This window comes from Nocardiopsis sp. NPDC055551, assembly GCF_053619415.1.
Genome location: NZ_JBSHJJ010000009.1, coordinates 99695 through 116697 on the forward strand (window position 1 = coordinate 99695; position 17003 = coordinate 116697).

Consider the following 17003-nt stretch of genomic DNA (forward strand, 5'->3'; position numbering starts at 1 on the left):
CCGATCGGGATGGGGCCTAAGGGACGAAACGGGCCCGGAGGTGGTCCCTCCGGGCCCCGCGTGGGCGAATGGCGATGGGTCAGGCGGCTTGTTCGGCGGTCAGTCGGGCACGGGTCTCCATCAGCGCGAAGCCCAGCAGGTTGCGTCCGCGCCAGTACTTGGGACGTTCGGCGTTCTCGTTCTCCCGTCCCATCCCGATCCCCCACACGCGGTCGCGGGGGCTGGCCTCGACCAGGACCCGTTCCTTCGTGCCCAGGAGATACTCCAGCAGGTCCTCGTTCTGACCGAACTTGGCGAGGTTGCCTCGGACGACGATCCCGAAGCGTTCGCGCTCCCAGGTCTCCTCGTCGAAGTCCCCGACCTCGCGTCCGATCTCCTTGGCCCGCTTGGGGTGTTCGGCGGCGACGATCCGTTCGGCGGCCTCGGTGTCACCGAAGAGTCGCGCCTTCTCGGCCATCATGAAGTGCTCGGCGGTGCGGTAGGTGACGCCGTCGACGGTGAAGTCGGCCGGCCACCATTGGGAGAGGCAGGTGGCCGTGAGCCCATCCGGTGATGGCTCATGGCCCCAGAAGTGCACGTACTTGATCCGTCCGTCGATGCGGAGCAGATCCTCCACGGTCCTCGCGTCGGCAGGGTTGTGTGTGCCCGTCATGTTGGGGAGTCTCGCAGAACCGGGCCGAGGTCGGTAGACCTTTTCGTGTGTTTGATGGCTTTGTGCGCTGGGAAGACGCCCATCCGATCGGGGGCGAATCGGCCACTCGGCGGACTTGTGCCGAAACCCGAGAGTGCGCGGCCGTCGGCGGGCCGAGGCACCTGTACCGGTCACTGGTTCCCGTACGAGCGGGACGGGTTCGCGCGTGCTCGGGCCGGCGTACGTTACGGCGTAGTAGCGTTGCGGAAAGCCCCGAAACCATAGGTCGGCGGGGTGTGAGCGGCCGCGGATCCGAGGTCGAGAGGAGCGTCCCCCCATGTGCCGGGACGATGGGGATCGCCTCGATTCGGACCAGACCAGTGGGCTCGGTCGGCGGCCGGCGACGTGATCGAGTGTTCGAGTGGTTCGGAGGGTTCGGGTCCGATGACCGAGACACGGTGGCTCGATGATGACGAGCAGCGGACCTGGCGCATCTTCCTCATGGCCGTGCACCTGCTGGACGGGGCCCTGGATCGTCAGCTCAGGCATGATTCCGGGATGCCGCACGCCTACTACCAGATCCTGGCGATGCTCTCCGAGGCCCCGAAGCGGGAACTGACGATGACGCGTCTGGCCCGCCTGCTGCGCTCCTCGCCCAGCAGGTTGTCGCATGCGGCGGCGCGCCTGGAGGCGGAGGAGATGATCCGCCGCTTCAAGCGTCCGGGGGACCGGCGCACGACCCTCGTCGAACTCACCGACAAGGGGATGGAGACGCTGCGCGAGGCGGCCGCCGGGCACGTCCAAGAGGTGCGACGCCTGGTGTTCGACACGCTCACCCGGGAGCAGGTCGGACAGCTGCGCGAGATCTCCGAGGCGATGTTGGGTTCGTTGGACCCCCACGACGAGCAGCCGCGGTACCCGGACCCGAAGGGGCCTGGAGTCCGGAACTGAGCCGGATTCTGTTATCCATCCTGAGCAGGGCGGTCGTGTGGGGATCGTAACTTCTCCGCCCGGCACGCTATGTACGCGAGCGGATACGCATTATCCTGTTGTTTCCCGGAAAAAGGTTGTGGTCTCAAGTGTTGGAACCGGACGCCGACCCCGACCACCGGGACACCCGCTCACAGAACAGGAACGCACCATGACCGAACAGACACCCAAAACCATGATCAGCGACCTGACCGCCCTGATCGCTCGCGTCGTCGTCGGTGTCGTCTTCATCGCCCACGGGCTGCCCAAGGCCACCGACCTCCAGGGCACCGCCGGCGGTTTCGAGGCGATGGGCATCCCCTTCCCGCAGTTCGCCGCCCTGCTGGGCGTGGGCATCGAGGTCGGCGCCGGGGTGGCGCTCATCGTCGGGTTCGCCCTGCCCGTCGCCGGGGTGCTGCTCGCCCTCATGATGGGCGGCGCCTACTTCTTCGCCCACGTCGGAGACCCGCTGGTCGGCGGCTTCGAATTGCCTCTCGTCATGGCCGCCGCCGCGCTGGCCCTGGGCTTCGCCGGTGGCCGCTTCGCCGTCGACAGCGTGATGCCGTGGGGTCGCCGCCGTGTCCGCTCGGAGGACAGGTCCGCGGTGCACGCCGCCTGATCCTCCTTTCGACACGGCCGCCCACCAACGATGCTGGGCGGCCGTTGTTGTTTCCTCGGATCCATTCTCCCGAAGGGCTTTCTCTTCTAGCCTCGTGCGGTACCCCGCTGATCGGTGGGTGGAGAGTCGATGCTTCTTTGGAGCAGACCGCGGAGTGGTTTCGGGGGCCGGGATACGAGGTTCCCGGTGTCGGGCGGAGGGTGCGGGAGGCCGCTCCGTACATCCCGCTGCGGGAACCTCGGTGGGGGTGAGGGCGTGGAGTGGGGCCGCCCGTCGTGAACACTGCCTACTATGGCTAGCCATGCGTATTCTCGTGGTCGAGGACGATGACCGGGTGGCACGCGGGCTGGTGACCGCGCTGCGCTCCGCCTCCTTCGACGTCCAACGGGTGGCCACCGCGGAGCGGGCGCTCACGGCGCCGGCCGCGGACGTCGTCCTGCTCGACCTCGGACTTCCCGACGCCGACGGGATCGACCTCCTGCGCCGCCTGCGCCGGCGCCCCCAGACCGCGATCATCGCGGTGACCGCGCGCAGCGAGGAACGTGACCGGGTGCGGGGCCTGCGAGCCGGGGCCGACGACTACGTGGTGAAACCCTTCGGGGTGGCCGAACTCCTCGCGCGCATCGACGCGGTACTACGACGCACCCGGTCGGCGCGGGCCGAACCCGAGCCCGAGAACCCGCCGCTGCGGGTCGGTGACCTGGTCATCGATGTCGACTCCAGGGAGGCCGAACTCGGCGGCGAACCCCTGCAACTGACGCGTAAGGAGTTCGATCTCCTACGCCTGCTGGTCGCCCGTGCGCCGAACGTGGTGGCCCGGGACCAGATCCTGGACCAGGTGTGGGGCGCAGCTTGGGAGGCCTCCTCTCGAACCCTGGACACCCACATCGCTTCGTTGCGAAACAAGGTGGGGGACGCCGTGCACATCCGTACGGTGCGCGGGGTCGGCTACGTGCTCGACGGGGGCTGACCCATGCTCAGGCGTCTGCTGACGATCCTGTTGCCGGTGGCGTTCGTACTGGTCGGAGCCGTTGTCGCGCCTCTGGGTGCGGTGATCGCCCAACAGCAGACCCAGGAGGTGTACGTCGACCGGCTGGGGGACGCCGGTCGTTTCGCGGCGCTCGCGCGCACCGCGCTGGAGACCGACCGGGACAACGCCCTGGCCCAGGAGATGTCCCGATACGAGCAGCTCTACGGGATCCCGACGGTCGTGGTCGCCCCCGACGGGGAGGTCGTGACCGGGTCCGGAGACCGTGAGCGGATGCGAGCCCTGGTCGCGGACGTGGACATGGGGGCGGGGATCACCGCGGCCCTGGCCGGAGAACGTCCGGAGCCACCGACCACGGTATGGCCGTGGAGTTCCGATCCGCTGGTGGTGGCCGAACCGATCGGTCGTGACAGCGAGGTCGCCGGTGCCGTGGTGCTGGTCTCCTCCACCGATGGCCTGGGTGCCGACATCCTCACCGCGTGGGGGTGGATGACCCTGCTCAGCCTGATTCCGCTGGCCCTGTTGGTGGCGGCCTCGTTGCCGCTGTCCTGGTGGGTGCTGCAACCCGTCCATCGGCTGGACGAGGCCACCACCGCGGTGACCGCGGGCGACCTGGACGTGCACGTGGACGCCGAACGCGGCCCACCCGAGCTGCGCAGGCTCACCGATTCCTTCAACACCATGGTCGACGTGGTGCGTCGGGCCCTGGAACGGCAGCGCGCGTTCGTCTCGGAGGCCTCCCACCAGCTGCGCAACCCTCTGGCGAGTCTGCGGTTGTCGGTGGAGAACCTGGCGCCCTACCTGAAGGGGGAGGACGCGGCGGAGGCGCACGCCGTGGCGATCGACGAGACCACGATGATGCATCGGATGCTCAATTCGCTGCTGGCCGCCACCCGGTTGGAGAGCGTCACCGGCAGCGAGGCGGTGGAGTTGACGGCCCTGGTCGAGACCCGGGTCCCCAGGTGGCGCGCCCTGGGGGAGTCGCGCGGGATCGAGGTCGTCACCGACCTGCCCGAACAGGTGTGGGCGCAGGCTCCTGCGGGCGGCCTGGGCAGCATCCTCGACGAGCTGTTCAGCAACGCCATGCGGCTCTCCGGCGGCGACCGGATCGAGATCCGTGCCGACGACGGCGAGGAGGTACGGATCGGGGTGTTCGACAACGGCACGGGGTTGCCGGAGGAGGAGCGTGAGGCCGCCCTCGGCCGGTTCTGGCGCTCTCCCAGCCACCAGAACATCGAGGGGACGGGGTTGGGGCTGGCGATCGTCGCCGACCTGGTTCGGGAGTCCGGTGGACGGCTCGTCCTGGGTGACGGACTGGCCGAGGACGGGCGCCATGGGCTCGGGGTGGTCATCGTCCTGCCACCGGCCGACCCCCCGAAGGAATCCGATGACGATGAGCCTCCCCGGCCCTGAGGTGGGGCCCGGTACTACGCGGGCTTGTTCTCCCGGTACCACTGCTCGGCCCCGGGGTGCAGGGGCACGATGCCGGTGGAGATCCCGGTGCGCACGTTGATCTGTGCGGCTTCCGGGCGCTGTTCGGCCAGGCGTGCGGCGCCGGTGTACACGGTTTCGGTGATCCGTCGAACGAGTTCGTCCGGCAGGTCCCGGCGGCACAGCAGCAGGTTGGGGATGGACATGGTGGGGCAGGCGGGGATGCCGCTGTAGGTGGTGGCGGGGATGGTCGCGGAAAAGTACGACTCCGGGTACACGCCGACCATCGCGTCGGCGGTGTCGGCCAGATCGACCAGCCGCAGGGCTCGTTCCTCGGCGAGGTCGGCGATCGCGGGGGTGGGGAGTCCCGTCAGGGAGAACATCGCGTCGATGTCCCCGGCGTCGAGGGCCGCGGCGGATTCGGCCTGGTCGAGTCGTACCTCCTCGGGCCGCACCCCGGTGACCTCCAGGATCTGCGCGGCGGTGAACTCGGTGCCGGAGTTGACGGTGCCCAGGGAGACCCGCATCCCCTCGATGTCGGAGAGCGACCGCACGGGGGAGTCCTCGCGCACGGCCAGGTGGACGAAGCTGTCGAAGAGCCTGCCCACCGCGCTGATCGCGGATCCTTCCGTGGTGATGTCGGTGGCGAGCACCGAGTCGAGGTTGGCGAGGCCGAGGTGGGCCTCGTCCTCGGCCAACATGCGCAGGTTGTCGTGGGAGGCGCCCGTCTCGACGGTGACGAGCTCTTGGTCGGGCAGGTGTTCGTCCAACAGTCGCGCGAGGGCGGCGCCGATCTCGCGGTAGACGGCTCCAGGGGGGCCGGTCGCGACGACGATCCGACCGAGTTCCGGTGCGGGGTCGCTCGCGCAGCCGCTCACGGCCGCGATGGAGAGGGCACCGAGACCGCCCAACAGGGCGGCCCGTCTGGTCGGTCCGGACGATCGCATACCCGCAGCTTAGACGGGGTCGAGTGTGGGGTCAGGGGGTCACCCCACCTCACTCCGTGTCCCACGGTTTATACCCAACGTCGCCCAATGTCAGAGGAATCCAAAGAAATAGTGAGTTGCGTTGCACACACCCCTTTGTGAACTGACTATCTATTGAGTCAAGACGTAACCCGGAGGCAAACTCGCGGCAACCCGCGAGCAGCCCTCCGAAGAAGGGTGCCGTACACATCCGGCGCTCAATGGAGGAGGAACCCATGGCGACCCAGAAGGGCGTCGATACCCCCGACACAACGCCGGTCAAACCCGAGGAGAAATCCTCGCAGGGGATGACCCGCGGTCGTGTCATCGGACTCGTTCTCGGTCCCCTGCTCGGTCTCCTGGTTTTCCTCGTGATGCCGGAGATGCCACTGCCGCTGGGTGACGGCGAGACCGAAGAGGTCATGTCCGTCAACGGTTCGGTCGTCGCCGCAGTCACCGTCTGGATCGCCATCTGGTGGGCCACCGAGGCCCTGCCGATCCCGGTGACCTCCCTGCTGCCCTTGGTGCTCTTCCCGCTGATGGTGGAGGGCGCGGAGGTCGGGGACGTGGCCTCCGCGTACGGCTCCGACACGATCTTCCTGTTCATGGGCGGCTTCATGCTGGCCCTGGCGATGCAGAAGTGGAACCTGCACAAGCGCATCGCCCTGACGATCGTCTCCAAGGTCGGCTCCAACACGGTCGGCCTGGTCGGCGGCTTCATGATCGCCACCGGTTTCATCACCATGTGGGTGTCCAACACCGCCACCGCCGTGATGATGCTTCCGGTCGGCCTCTCCGTCATCGCACTGATCGCCCAGTTCCGTGGTGGACGTACGGACGCGAACTTCGCCACCGCCCTGATGCTGGGTATCGCCTACTCCTCGTCCATCGGCTCGGTCGCCACCCTGATCGGCACCCCGCCCAACGTCCTGATGGTCGGCTACCTCGCCGACGCTCACGACATCAACATCGGCTTCGGCCAGTGGATGATGGCCGGTGTGCCACTGGCCGCGGTCTTCATGCTGATCGCCTGGTTCGTCCTGACCCGCCTCTTCAAGCCGGGGGTGAAGAAGGTCGAGGGAGCCCAGGAGATGATCCGCGAGGAACTCACCAAGATGGGCGCCATGTCCCGTGGTGAGAAGCTCGTCCTGGCGGTGTTCGCCTTCGCGGCCCTGTCCTGGATCTTCGTCCCGATGATCGCCGACCTGGGTCCGGTCGCCGCCGTGGCTCCCTGGCTCGGTAACGTCACGGACGCGGGCGTCGCGATGACCGTCGCGGTCCTGCTCTTCCTGATCCCCGTGGACCGCAAGACCCCGCTGATGGACTGGGAGACGGCGGTCAAGCTGCCCTGGGGCGTGCTGCTCCTCTTCGGTGGCGGGCTGGCGATCTCCGCCCAGTTCACCGACTCCGGGTTGAGCGCCTGGGTCGGAGCCCAGGTCTCCTTCCTGTCCGGGGTGCCCACCTGGGTGCTGATCCTGGCGGTCAGCGCGCTGGTCCTGTTCCTCACCGAGCTCACCAGTAACACCGCGACGGCGGCGACGTTCCTGCCGATCATGGGCGGCGTGGCCATGGGTATGGACATCGACGTCCTCGCCCTGGTGGTCCCGGTCGCGCTCGCCGCCACCATGGCCTTCATGCTCCCGGTGGCGACCCCGCCGAACGCGATCGCCTTCGGTTCGGGCTACGTCAAGATCGGCGAGATGATCAAGGGCGGCGTCTGGCTCAACCTCGTGGCCCTGTTCCTCATCCTCGGCACCATGTACGGCCTGATGACCTGGGCACTGGGCATCTCGCTGTAGCCGTCGACCACGGATCGTTCGAAGCAGAGAGCGGGCGGTCCTTCCCCGGGTGGTGTTTCCTCCTCTCCCGGACACCACCCGGCACTCCCAGGGGCGCCCCCACCGGTACCGTCACCGTTCGACGGGGACCGGCGGGGGCGCCCTTCCCCATGCCCTCGGCTCTCCGTGCCCTCAGCGGTCGGTGTGTTCCCGTGCCCGAGGGCTTCGCTCGGGGCGACCGGCCAACAGGGAAACGCCCACCTGCGCCAGTGCGAGGGCGCCCACCAGCAACAGCACCGGTTCCCATACGCCCATGGCCTGTCCGAGCGTGCCCGCGGCCACGGGGCCGCCGGCGGCCAACAGGTAGCCCATGGACTGCGCCATCCCGGACAGGCGGATGGTCCTTCCGTGCGTGCCTCCACGGAGCGCGATGAGCGCCAGCGCCACCACGATAGCGCCACCCGTGCTCGCCCCCGCCAGCAGGACCCACAGCAGCCCCCACCCGGGCGCCCACACCAGTCCGGCCATGGCCACCACCATGGCCACGCTCACCACCAGGCAGGCCGGACGCTGCTCGGCCCGACGCCCCATCAGCGTGGTGATGGCCAGGCCCGCCACGATGCCCGCCAGTTGGAAGCCGAACAGGTGCCAGCCGGCAGTGGTGGGAGCGACGCCCCGAGAGGCCTCCACGGTGGGCAGCCAGTTCATGAGGGTGAAGTAGGTGGTGGACTGCAACCCCATGAAGACGGTGACCTGCCAGGCCTTGGCGGAGGTCCACACCGACCGTTCGGCTTCCCCGTGGGTGGTGCCGACGGCCCCGACCACTTCGGGCCCGGGTACCCGGCGCATCCGCACCGCCCACACCAGGACGGCCACCGCCGCCAGGCCCGCCCACAGGCCCAGCGCCGGTCGCCAGCTCCCCAACAGCAGCGACAACGGCACGGCGAGGCCGGCGGCCAGGGCGGCCGACGCGTTCATCACGGAGGTGTTGACCCCGGTCAACAGGGAGATCCGGGAGGGTTGGTCCCGCCGGATGATGGCGGGTACCAGCACGTTGCCGACCGCCACCGAGGCGCCGATCAACGCGGTGCCGATCCACAGGGCGGGCAGCGGCGGCAGGGAACGCAGGACGATCCCCGCGCACAGCACCACCATCGCCACCAGCACCACCCGGTCCACGCCCCAGCGGGACGCCGGCCCGTGGACCAAGGGTGAGACGACGGCGAAGCCGAGGAGCGGAAGCGCTCCCAACAGCCCCAACGCGGAGCCGGACAACCCCGTGGTGTCGCCGATCTGCCCCAGGACCGAACCGACCGAGGTCAGGGCCGGGCGCAGACAGGCGGCGACGAGGAAGAGGGCTGCGAGGACCAGCGCGCCCTGGGCTCCGGTGCGGGCGGTGGTGCTGGAGTGCATGGAGCCTCGCTGGGGGTGCGGGTTGAGGCATCCGATGAGCGGATGACGACGTCCAGGGCAGGCTAGCGCCTACGCTCCCGACCGGGAAGGGACCATGACGAAGAACCCCGCCCCGTCCGGGTCGGGTGACCTGGACGGGACGGGGTCCTCATGTGTTCGCGTACGCGGGCCGGTACGTCAGTCCCGGCCGCGGCTCGCCGAGGGGCGACGCGGGCGACGGTTGCGCCCACCGTTGTAGCCACCGCCGCCGTAGCCCCCACCGCGCGGGCCACGACGAGGGTTGTCCTCGCGGCCACGGGGCAGGGTCACCGGCTCACCGGAGGGCTCACGGGCACCGGTGATGCGGGCGAGCTCCGGGTCCTCGGGGTGCACCTGCGAGACCTGGGCGTCGACACGCGCCTGGTACATCATGCGGGCCATGCCGCGACGCTGGCTCGGCAGCACCAGGGTGACCACGTTGCCGGACTCGCCGGCACGGGCGGTACGGCCGCCACGGTGCAGGTAGTCCTTGTGGTCGGTGGGCGGGTCCACGTTGACCACCAGGTCGAGGTCGTCCACGTGGATGCCGCGCGCGGCGACGTTGGTGGCGATCAGCGCGGTGACCGTGCCCTCCTTGAACTGCTTGAGGGTGCGGGTGCGCTGGGGCTGGGAACGGCCGCCGTGCAGGGGCGCGGCCCGGACGCCGTTGTCCAGCAGGTACTGGGCCATCCGGTCCACGGCGTGCTTGGTGTCCAGGAACATGATGACCCGTCCGTCACGGGCGGCGATGCGGGTCGCCGTGGCCTGCTTGTCCGCGGGGGACACGTGCAGGAGGTGGTGCTCCATCGTGGTGACGGTGCCCTCGGAGGGGTCGACCGAGTGCACCACCGGGTCGTTGAGGAAGCGGCGGACCAGACGGTCCACGTTGCGGTCCAGGGTCGCCGAGAACAGCAGGCACTGACCGCCGGCGGGGGCCTCTTCGAGGATCGCGGTGACCTGCGGCATGAAGCCCATGTCGGTCATCTGGTCGGCCTCGTCCAGGACGGTGGCCTCCACCTGGTCCAAGACGCAGTCGCCGCGCTCCATCAGGTCGCGCAGACGACCCGGGGTGGCGACGACGAGTTCCACGCCCTGGTGCAGGGAGCGCGCCTGGCGGTGGATGGGCATGCCGCCCACCACGGTGGCCATGCGCACCCGCACCGAACGGGCGTACGGGGTGAGCGAGTCGGTGACCTGCTGGGCGAGCTCACGGGTCGGGGCGAGCACCACCGCGAGGGGGTGCCGCGACTCGGCCTTGCGACCGTCGAGACGGGCGAGCAGGGACAGCCCGAAGGCCAGCGTCTTGCCCGACCCGGTCTGGCTGCGGCCCAAGACGTCGCGGCCCGCCAGCGAGTTCGGCAGGGTGGCCGCCTGGATCGCCGACGGAGTGGTCAGGCCCTGGCGCGTCAGCATCGACTTCAGCGGGTCGGGCATGTCCAGGTCCTGGAAGGCCTCTACCGGGTCGAGCCCGGGAGTGACCGTGGTGGGGAGGGCGAACTCACCGGAGGAGCGTCCGCCGTCGAAACGGCCTCGGCCGCCTTCTCGGTTGCCGCCCTGACGGGGGCCGCCACCGAAGGAGCTACGAGGGCGCCTGCGGCCGTACTCCCCGGAGGGACGGGGGCGTCGGGTGTTGGTACGGGACGTGTGGTTCAAGGTAAACCTTCCACCGACGACCCGTGCCGGGCGTGGAGGTCGCTGCGACCTCGACGCTGAGCACCGGCGGCGCCGGGATAATACTGCGAGATCCACTGCCCACACGGAGAATCCGGGGCGTGGTTGATGGCCGGTGCCGGTCGAGACGCGACGGCGAGAAAACCGGTCCGAAAAGAAGAAAGGCAGAGGCCCAGCGCCCTGAGGGCGGGCCCCTGCTATGGAAAGAGCCTCAGCTCTCTCAGACCAGGGTGATGTTGTCGGCCTGCAGGCCCTTGGCACCCTGGGTGACGTCGAACTGGACGGCCTGGCCTTCCGCGAGCTCGCGGTAGCCGTTGGCCTGGATGGCGGAGTAGTGGGCGAAGACGTCGGGGCCGCCGCCGTCCTGCTCGATGAAGCCGAAGCCCTTTTCGCCGTTGAACCACTTGACGGTACCGGTGGCCATAGATTGTGCCTCTCGTTCGGGAGCATGAAGAAAACCGCGATTTGACGATTTTCCCGTCACCGCGGTGAGCGCCCGAAAAAGATGGAGCTTTATGCGGGGTCACTACTGCAACTTCGATCAACCTAGCACACGGTTTGTGCGGGGGGCCGAAAGATCCGATGTGTTGTAACGCATCGAAAACCCTGGTATCGGATCGGGTGAAGGCGTTGTTGGCCGGGGGGTCTGCGTGCGCTCATACGGCCGGGCCCCGCCTTCCCCTCAAGGACGGGACCCGCTCGCTCCGGTGTTGCCGAGACCGGCTAGGGTGCGCCCTCGTCTCGGCCTTCGGTGGTCGCTGTGGACAGGTCGTCGAACTTCGTGTCCTCAACCGGTGCCACCCCGGTCAGGTAGCCGGCACGCGCGATGGCGTTGCCGCCCACCGCTGCGGTCGACAGCTGGATCAACAGGGCGAGGCCGATCTTGATGGTGTTCTCCACGGTCGGGTAGTGCAAGAGGAGCCCGAGCAGCAGGAGCGCCGTGCCCAGGGCCCCGGCGATGGTGACACCGCTCAGCCGCGCGTAGAAGTCCCGGAGTCGGAGCAGGCCGACCGCACCGACCAGGAACACCACGGCTCCCGCGATCATGCAGACGACTCCGAGCGGGTACAGCACGTTCATCGCTTGCCTCCGGTGATCAGTCGGGCCATGGAGAGTGCGGCCAAGAACCCGACCAGTGAGCAGACCAGCACGATGTCCACGACCAGTGCGGTGTCCAGGCGAAAGCCCAACATGGCCACCAGACCGACGAACCCGAAGAAGATGACGTCGGTGGCGGCGCCACGGTCGGCCGCGGAGGGACCGGTGAGAATGCGGTAGGTGGCGATGACCATCGCCACCACGATCGCGGCCAGACCGATGTCGATGACGTGCATCAGCGGGTTCCTCCCTCGGCGGTGATCGATTCCGCGGACCGGGGCGGTCGGGTGACCGCGAGGATTCTGTCCTCCATGGCACGGATGTCCTCGCGGAAGGACTCGCGGTCCTGCACGTACAACCCGTGCACCCACAGGGTGGAGGGTTCGTGTCGTACGGCCACCGTGACGGTGCCCGGGGTCAGGGAGATCAGATTGGCCAACATCGTCACCTCGAAGTCGGTTCGGCCACGGATCGGGACCTCCACGAAGGCGGGTGTCGACGCACTGCCAGGAGTGACGATGTCCCACATGACCTGGAAGGAGGTCTTGGTGATCTCACCCCCGGCGTAGAAAGGGAACCAGAGCAGCCGAAGCGCCCACTTCAGGTGGTTCATCGTCCCAGCACCGCCTCGACGTAGGTGGACGTGTCCAAGAGGTTCGCGGCGGCCTGCGCGCTCAGGTCGAGCAGGAACTCGGCGCCGAGTCCGATACACAGGGTGGTCGCGGTCAGCACCAGGCCGGGAAGGATCAGTGTCATTCGGATCTTCGGCCTCGTCACCGTCTGGACGGAACCCCCGTTGGCCCCGGCGGTCATCGGAACGTCTTCCTCCGAGGAGGAGGGTTCCTTGCCCCAGAACACACCACCCCAGATCTTGAGCATGGACATCAACGTGATGAGGCTGACCGCGATCATCACGGCCGTCACGGTCCACTGCTGATCCTCGACGGCGGCCAGGATCAGGGAAAGCTTGGCGACGAACCCCGAGAACGGTGGGAGGCCCGCCAAGGACAAGGCCGCTCCCATGAACACCAATCCGATGAGGGGTTGGCGTCTGGCGACGCCGCCGAGTCGGTCCAACGCGCCGGTTCCGTGAGTGTGCTCGATGGCCCCCGTGGACAGGAACAGGGACGCCTTCACGATCATGTGGTGGATCAGGTAGAAGATGCCCGCCATCAGGCCCAGCTCGGTGAACAGGGCCACGCCCAGCAGGATGTACCCGATCTGACTGATCATGTGGAAGACCAGGATGGAGCGGGTGGTGTTCTCACCGACCGCTCCCATGACACCGATGACCATGGTGAGGGTGAAGGCCACCACCCCGATCCACAGGAACCGGGAGTCGCCGTCGAAGACCACCGCGTACAGACGGTAGATCGCGTAGATGGCGACCTTTGTGTGCAGCCCGGAGAACAGGGCCGTGATCGCGGGGGAGGCCGCCGGATAGGTACGGGCCAACCAGCCGTGCACGGGGACGACCGCGGCCTTGATCGCCAGTGCGAGGATGACCACACCCATGCCGACCGCCACCAACGGCGACTCCTTGGCCGCTCCGGCGAGCTCGCCCAGGTGTACGGTTCCGGCGACGGCGTAGACCAGGGCCACGCCGGCCAGGAAAATCGTGGACGTCAATAGGTTGACGGTGACGTAGATGCGTCCGGCCTTCAGCCTGCCCAAGGCCCCCAGCATCGCCAACAGCCCGTACGAGGGCAGCAACATGACCTCGATGAACACGAACATGTTGAAGATGTCGCCGGTGAGCAGTGCGCCGGACACGCCGGCGGTGAGCACCAGCACCAGCGGGGAGAAGAAGGACTGCCGGTCGTCCCCGGTGGCCACCGCGAACATGGAGCACACCAGCGCCAGCAAGGACGTCGTCCACAACATCAGTGCGCTGAACACGTCGGCGACGAACGGGATGGCGATCCCGTCCTGCCACAGACCCACGTTGTGCGCGAACACCGTGCCGTCTCGGGTGAGCCAGATCAGCCCACCGCCGCCCAGCGTTCCCGCGGTGCTCGGAGCCAGCAGCAGGACGCGACGCAACCAGAGCGGACCGCGTACCACGATGAGCAGTCCCGCCCCGATCAGCGGGACCGCTACGAAGAGGGGAAGCAACACAGGGATCATGAGTTCCCCTCCGTGTCGTCGTCGCTACCGGAGGCGGCGAGGGTGAGCATGTAGATCGCGATGGAGAAGGCGATGACGATCGCGGTCAACACGAACGCCTGGGGGAGTGGGTCGGCCGCCGTGAGGGCGGTGCCGAACTGCAACAGGGGCAGGTCCCTGCGGAACACCCCGCCCGCCGACATGATCAGCAGGTTGACCGCGTGCCCGACCAGGATCAGGCCGAGGACGATGCGCACCATGCCGCGCTGAAGCATCAGGTAGACACCGCCGGCGACCATGATGGCTATGGTGATGGCGAGGGTCATCGCTTACCTCCGGTGGTGGCGCCGTCCATGGTGGAGGCGCCGTTCGTGTCGTTCACCGGCTTCTCGCCCTCCTGTGATGTCGGAGGGTCTTCCTGACTCTCGCTCGTGTCGGACCCCCGCTCCAGGCCGAGTTCGTTGAGGGCGGTGAGCAGAACCCCCACGACGGCCAGGTAGACACCGATGTCGAAGACGAACGCCGTCGTGAAGTGGAAGTGACCGCCCCAGGCCAGCGGGATGTCCGCGTGCAGTGGCTTGAGGAAGGAACCGTCCACGAAGCCCAGGACACCCGAGAGCGCCGCGACCAGGACACCGACCCCGATGATCGCGGGATAGGCCAGACGGATGCGCGCGTCCCGGTCGCTGGGTGCGGCCAGGTAGGCGAGGGCGAACCCGGCGCCACCGACCAGACCGGCGATGAAACCACCGCCCGGTTCGTTGTGGCCACGGAACAGCAGGTAAAGGGACCACAGGACCAACAACGGCATGAGGAATCTACCGACAGTGCGCATGAGCACCGTGTTGTCGGCCGGATCGTAGGCCGCGTTGGTCGCGCCGACGATGATTTGACGCGAGCCGTGGGTGGGCAGCAGGTCGCTGGAGCGCAGCACCGCGATGATGACCAGCCCGGCCACACCCAGGACGGTGAGTTCGCCGAGGGTGTCCAGGGCCCGGTAGTCCACGAGGATGGTGTTGACCACGTTCGTGCCGCCGGTGTCCTCGGGCGCGTTGCCGAGGAAGTAATCGGCGGCCGGGGACAGTTCACGGCGTCCGGTGAGCGCGAAGGCGGCCACTCCGGCGCACAGGCCGGCGCCGATCGCGATGGCCGCGGTCAGTACGGTTCGGCGACGCTTCACCGAGTGGAAGCGACGGGGCAGCCGGCGCAGGACCAGGACCGCCACGACCACCGTCAGGATCTCCACCAGCAACTGGGTGAGGGCGACGTCGAAGGCGCCGAGGAAGAACAGCCACAGGGCGGTGGTGAAACCGGCGACACCCACCAGCGCCAGGCCCGCCATTCGGGACCGGGTGACGACGGCGGAGCCGACGGCGACGGCCATCAGGCCCACCAACAACCAGTCGAGACCGAGCGCGGTCTGCCCGGCCACCGGGGGGAGCTCCAGGCCCACCACGGAAATCACGCAGGTCAGCCCGATGATGACGATCATCGGTGTGCCCAGGTGGAAGGCGGGGGAGTCGGACCGTGTCAGATCGCCCACTCGCCTTCCCGCGCGGATGATTCCACCGTAGAGGGCTTCGAAGATCCCTACCCCGGTGAACGGAACGAGGTCGCGTCCGGCCATGGCGTCACCGGCACGGGACCTCCAGGCCACCAAGGCGCCCAGGCCGACCGCCGCCATCGACATGAACAGTGCGGCGTTGAAGCCGTGCCACAGCACCAGGTGGGTGTCGACCACCGTGTGTGTGGTGTCGGCCGCCACCGTGTTGACCAGTGGGTCCAGGACCGGGACGGTCAGACCCAGCAGCACGCCGCCGAACGCGGCGATGATGGCGGGGGTCCAAAAGCCGATCCGGGCCTCACCGGCCGTGGCCTCCCTGGTTCCCTCTTCGCTTCGGGAAGCACCGAAGAAGGTGCGGTAGACGAACCGGAAGGAGTAGGCGAACGTGAACACCGAAGCGCCCACAGCGACCACTCCGGCGAGCGGGCCGAACCAGCCCGGACCGGGGGCGTGCAGGAACGCTTCGAACAGGTTCTCCTTGCTGATGAAACCGAGCAGGGGCGGGATGCCCGCCATGGACAGGGCGGACAGCGTGGCGATCGTCGCCGTGACCGGCATCCGGTGGCGTAGGCCCCCCAGCCTGCGAATGTCGCGTGTGCCGGTCTGATGGTCGACCAGGCCGACCACCATGAACAGGGCCGATTTGAACAGGGCGTGGGCCACGGTGTGCACCGACGCGGCGACCAAGGCCTCCGGGGTGCCCACCCCGATCACCGCGACCAGCAGCCCCAGTTGGCTGACCGTGGAGAAGGCGGCCAGGCGCTTGAGGTCGTTCTGCTGGATCGCGAAGAACGCGCCGATCAGGGCGGTGGTCAGCCCGGCGGTGATGAGCAGCGCGTTCCACAGGAACACGTCCGCGAACGCCGGGGTGAACCGCATCGCCAGGTAGATGCCGGCCTTGACCATGGCGGCGGCGTGCAGGTAGGCGCTGACCGGGGTGCTCGCGGCCATGGCGTCCGGCAGCCAGTAATGGAACGGGAACTGGGCCGACTTGGTGAACACCGCCACCATCACCAGCAGCGCCACCACGGAGACGAACACCTTGTCCTGGGTCCAGGAGGGATCGGCCAGGATCGCGCTCAGCTGGGTCGTCCCTGTACGTATGACCAGGAGAGCGACGGCGCCCAACAGGGCCATCCCACCCATCGCGGTGAGAAGGAAGGTGCGGATCGCCGGTCGATCGGCGGTGAGTCCGGAGAGACCGATCAGGTAGAACGACGCGATCGTGGTGAGCTCCCAGAAGACGAAGAGCAACACGACGTCGTCGGCCAGGACCAGACCGGTCATCGCGAACGCGAACACGCTCATCAGGCAGTAGAAGCCGAGTCTGCGCCCAGGGGGGAAGTACCGGGTGGAGTAGGCCATGATCAGGGTTCCGATACCGGTCACTAGCATGGTGAACAGCCAGCTCAGGCCGTCCATGCGCAGGTGCAGGTCGACTCCCAGGCTCGGCATCCAAGGCCGGGTGTACTCCAAGGGGGCGCTCTCACCCAACACCTGAGGTGCCTGTAGGGCGACCACCACGGTCAGGGCGAGGAACACGGTGGCGATGGGCCAACCCGCGTTTCGGCCCAGCAAGCGGTTCAGTAAAGGTGTGCTCGCGACGGTCACGGCGAGCACGATGAGGAGAAGCAGCAGCACCACGCCACTGTCCTTTCACGGCTGATCACCGTGCGCGTGGCCGGAGAGACCCGGGAGACGAACACGGTGTGACGGAGCGGAAGATGGGTCACGGGGGTGTCGTCAAATGGG

General features: G+C 68.2%; 16 protein-coding genes. 5 read left to right on the plus strand and 11 right to left on the minus strand.

Features of this window, described 5'->3' with window-relative positions:
* Positions 1-79: 79 nt before the first annotated feature.
* Entirely contained in the window at positions 80-652 is a 573-nt protein-coding gene (locus ACWGSK_RS17330) for an NADAR family protein (RefSeq protein ID WP_452456242.1), read from the minus strand.
* A 423-nt stretch (positions 653-1075) separates the two neighbouring features.
* On the opposite strand from ACWGSK_RS17330, the gene ACWGSK_RS17335 reads away from it, so the two are divergent.
* The 4 genes from ACWGSK_RS17335 (at position 1076) to ACWGSK_RS17350 (ending at position 4620) form a co-directional block, all read left to right on the plus strand.
* Positions 1076-1582, plus strand: a complete 507-nt coding sequence (locus tag ACWGSK_RS17335) for a MarR family winged helix-turn-helix transcriptional regulator (protein WP_452456243.1) — start codon at positions 1076-1078, stop codon at positions 1580-1582.
* A 190-nt stretch (positions 1583-1772) separates the two neighbouring features.
* Positions 1773-2219 (plus strand): DoxX family protein, encoded by a 447-nt coding sequence (locus tag ACWGSK_RS17340; RefSeq protein ID WP_358509831.1) that lies wholly within the window; start codon positions 1773-1775, stop codon positions 2217-2219.
* A gap of 301 nt (positions 2220-2520) precedes the next feature.
* Entirely contained in the window at positions 2521-3189 is a 669-nt protein-coding gene (locus ACWGSK_RS17345) for a response regulator transcription factor (RefSeq protein WP_452456244.1), read from the plus strand.
* Between the two features lie 3 nt (positions 3190-3192).
* On the plus strand, positions 3193-4620 hold the full coding sequence (locus ACWGSK_RS17350) for an ATP-binding protein (RefSeq protein ID WP_452456245.1): 1428 nt from the start codon (positions 3193-3195) through the stop codon (positions 4618-4620).
* A 14-nt stretch (positions 4621-4634) separates the two neighbouring features.
* On the opposite strand, the gene ACWGSK_RS17355 is transcribed toward ACWGSK_RS17350, so the two are convergent.
* Complete coding sequence (locus ACWGSK_RS17355; RefSeq protein WP_358509823.1) at positions 4635-5585, minus strand: TAXI family TRAP transporter solute-binding subunit; 951 nt, start codon at positions 5583-5585, stop codon at positions 4635-4637.
* Between the two features lie 254 nt (positions 5586-5839).
* On the opposite strand from ACWGSK_RS17355, the gene ACWGSK_RS17360 reads away from it, so the two are divergent.
* Complete coding sequence (locus ACWGSK_RS17360; RefSeq protein WP_452456246.1) at positions 5840-7402, plus strand: SLC13 family permease; 1563 nt, start codon at positions 5840-5842, stop codon at positions 7400-7402.
* A gap of 171 nt (positions 7403-7573) precedes the next feature.
* On the opposite strand, the gene ACWGSK_RS17365 is transcribed toward ACWGSK_RS17360, so the two are convergent.
* From ACWGSK_RS17365 to ACWGSK_RS17405, 9 genes are all read right to left on the minus strand, one after another.
* Positions 7574-8794, minus strand: a complete 1221-nt coding sequence (locus ACWGSK_RS17365) for an MFS transporter (protein ID WP_452456247.1) — start codon at positions 8792-8794, stop codon at positions 7574-7576.
* A 177-nt stretch (positions 8795-8971) separates the two neighbouring features.
* Positions 8972-10465, minus strand: a complete 1494-nt coding sequence (locus tag ACWGSK_RS17370; protein WP_358509814.1) for a DEAD/DEAH box helicase — start codon at positions 10463-10465, stop codon at positions 8972-8974.
* Between the two features lie 238 nt (positions 10466-10703).
* Positions 10704-10907, minus strand: coding sequence for a cold-shock protein (locus ACWGSK_RS17375; protein WP_304073583.1), 204 nt, complete (start codon positions 10905-10907; stop codon positions 10704-10706).
* Between the two features lie 299 nt (positions 10908-11206).
* A complete protein-coding gene (gene mnhG / locus ACWGSK_RS17380) occupies positions 11207-11563 on the minus strand; it encodes a monovalent cation/H(+) antiporter subunit G (RefSeq protein WP_452456248.1) in 357 nt (118 codons plus the stop codon).
* The gene (locus ACWGSK_RS17385) at positions 11560-11817 is read right to left on the minus strand and encodes a monovalent cation/H+ antiporter complex subunit F (protein ID WP_358509809.1); all 258 of its coding nucleotides are present in this window, start codon (positions 11815-11817) and stop codon (positions 11560-11562) included. The genes mnhG and ACWGSK_RS17385 overlap by 4 nt, the downstream gene beginning before the upstream one ends.
* Positions 11817-12194, minus strand: a complete 378-nt coding sequence (locus tag ACWGSK_RS17390) for a Na+/H+ antiporter subunit E (RefSeq protein WP_358509807.1) — start codon at positions 12192-12194, stop codon at positions 11817-11819. The genes ACWGSK_RS17385 and ACWGSK_RS17390 overlap by 1 nt, the downstream gene beginning before the upstream one ends.
* The gene (locus ACWGSK_RS17395; RefSeq protein WP_358509805.1) at positions 12191-13708 is read right to left on the minus strand and encodes a monovalent cation/H+ antiporter subunit D family protein; all 1518 of its coding nucleotides are present in this window, start codon (positions 13706-13708) and stop codon (positions 12191-12193) included. Before ACWGSK_RS17395 ends, ACWGSK_RS17390 begins: the two co-directional genes overlap by 4 nt.
* On the minus strand, positions 13705-14013 hold the full coding sequence (locus ACWGSK_RS17400) for a sodium:proton antiporter (protein ID WP_087098612.1): 309 nt from the start codon (positions 14011-14013) through the stop codon (positions 13705-13707). The genes ACWGSK_RS17395 and ACWGSK_RS17400 overlap by 4 nt, the downstream gene beginning before the upstream one ends.
* Positions 14010-16895 (minus strand): DUF4040 family protein, encoded by a 2886-nt coding sequence (locus tag ACWGSK_RS17405; protein WP_358509803.1) that lies wholly within the window; start codon positions 16893-16895, stop codon positions 14010-14012. Before ACWGSK_RS17405 ends, ACWGSK_RS17400 begins: the two co-directional genes overlap by 4 nt.
* Positions 16896-17003 lie beyond the last annotated feature (108 nt).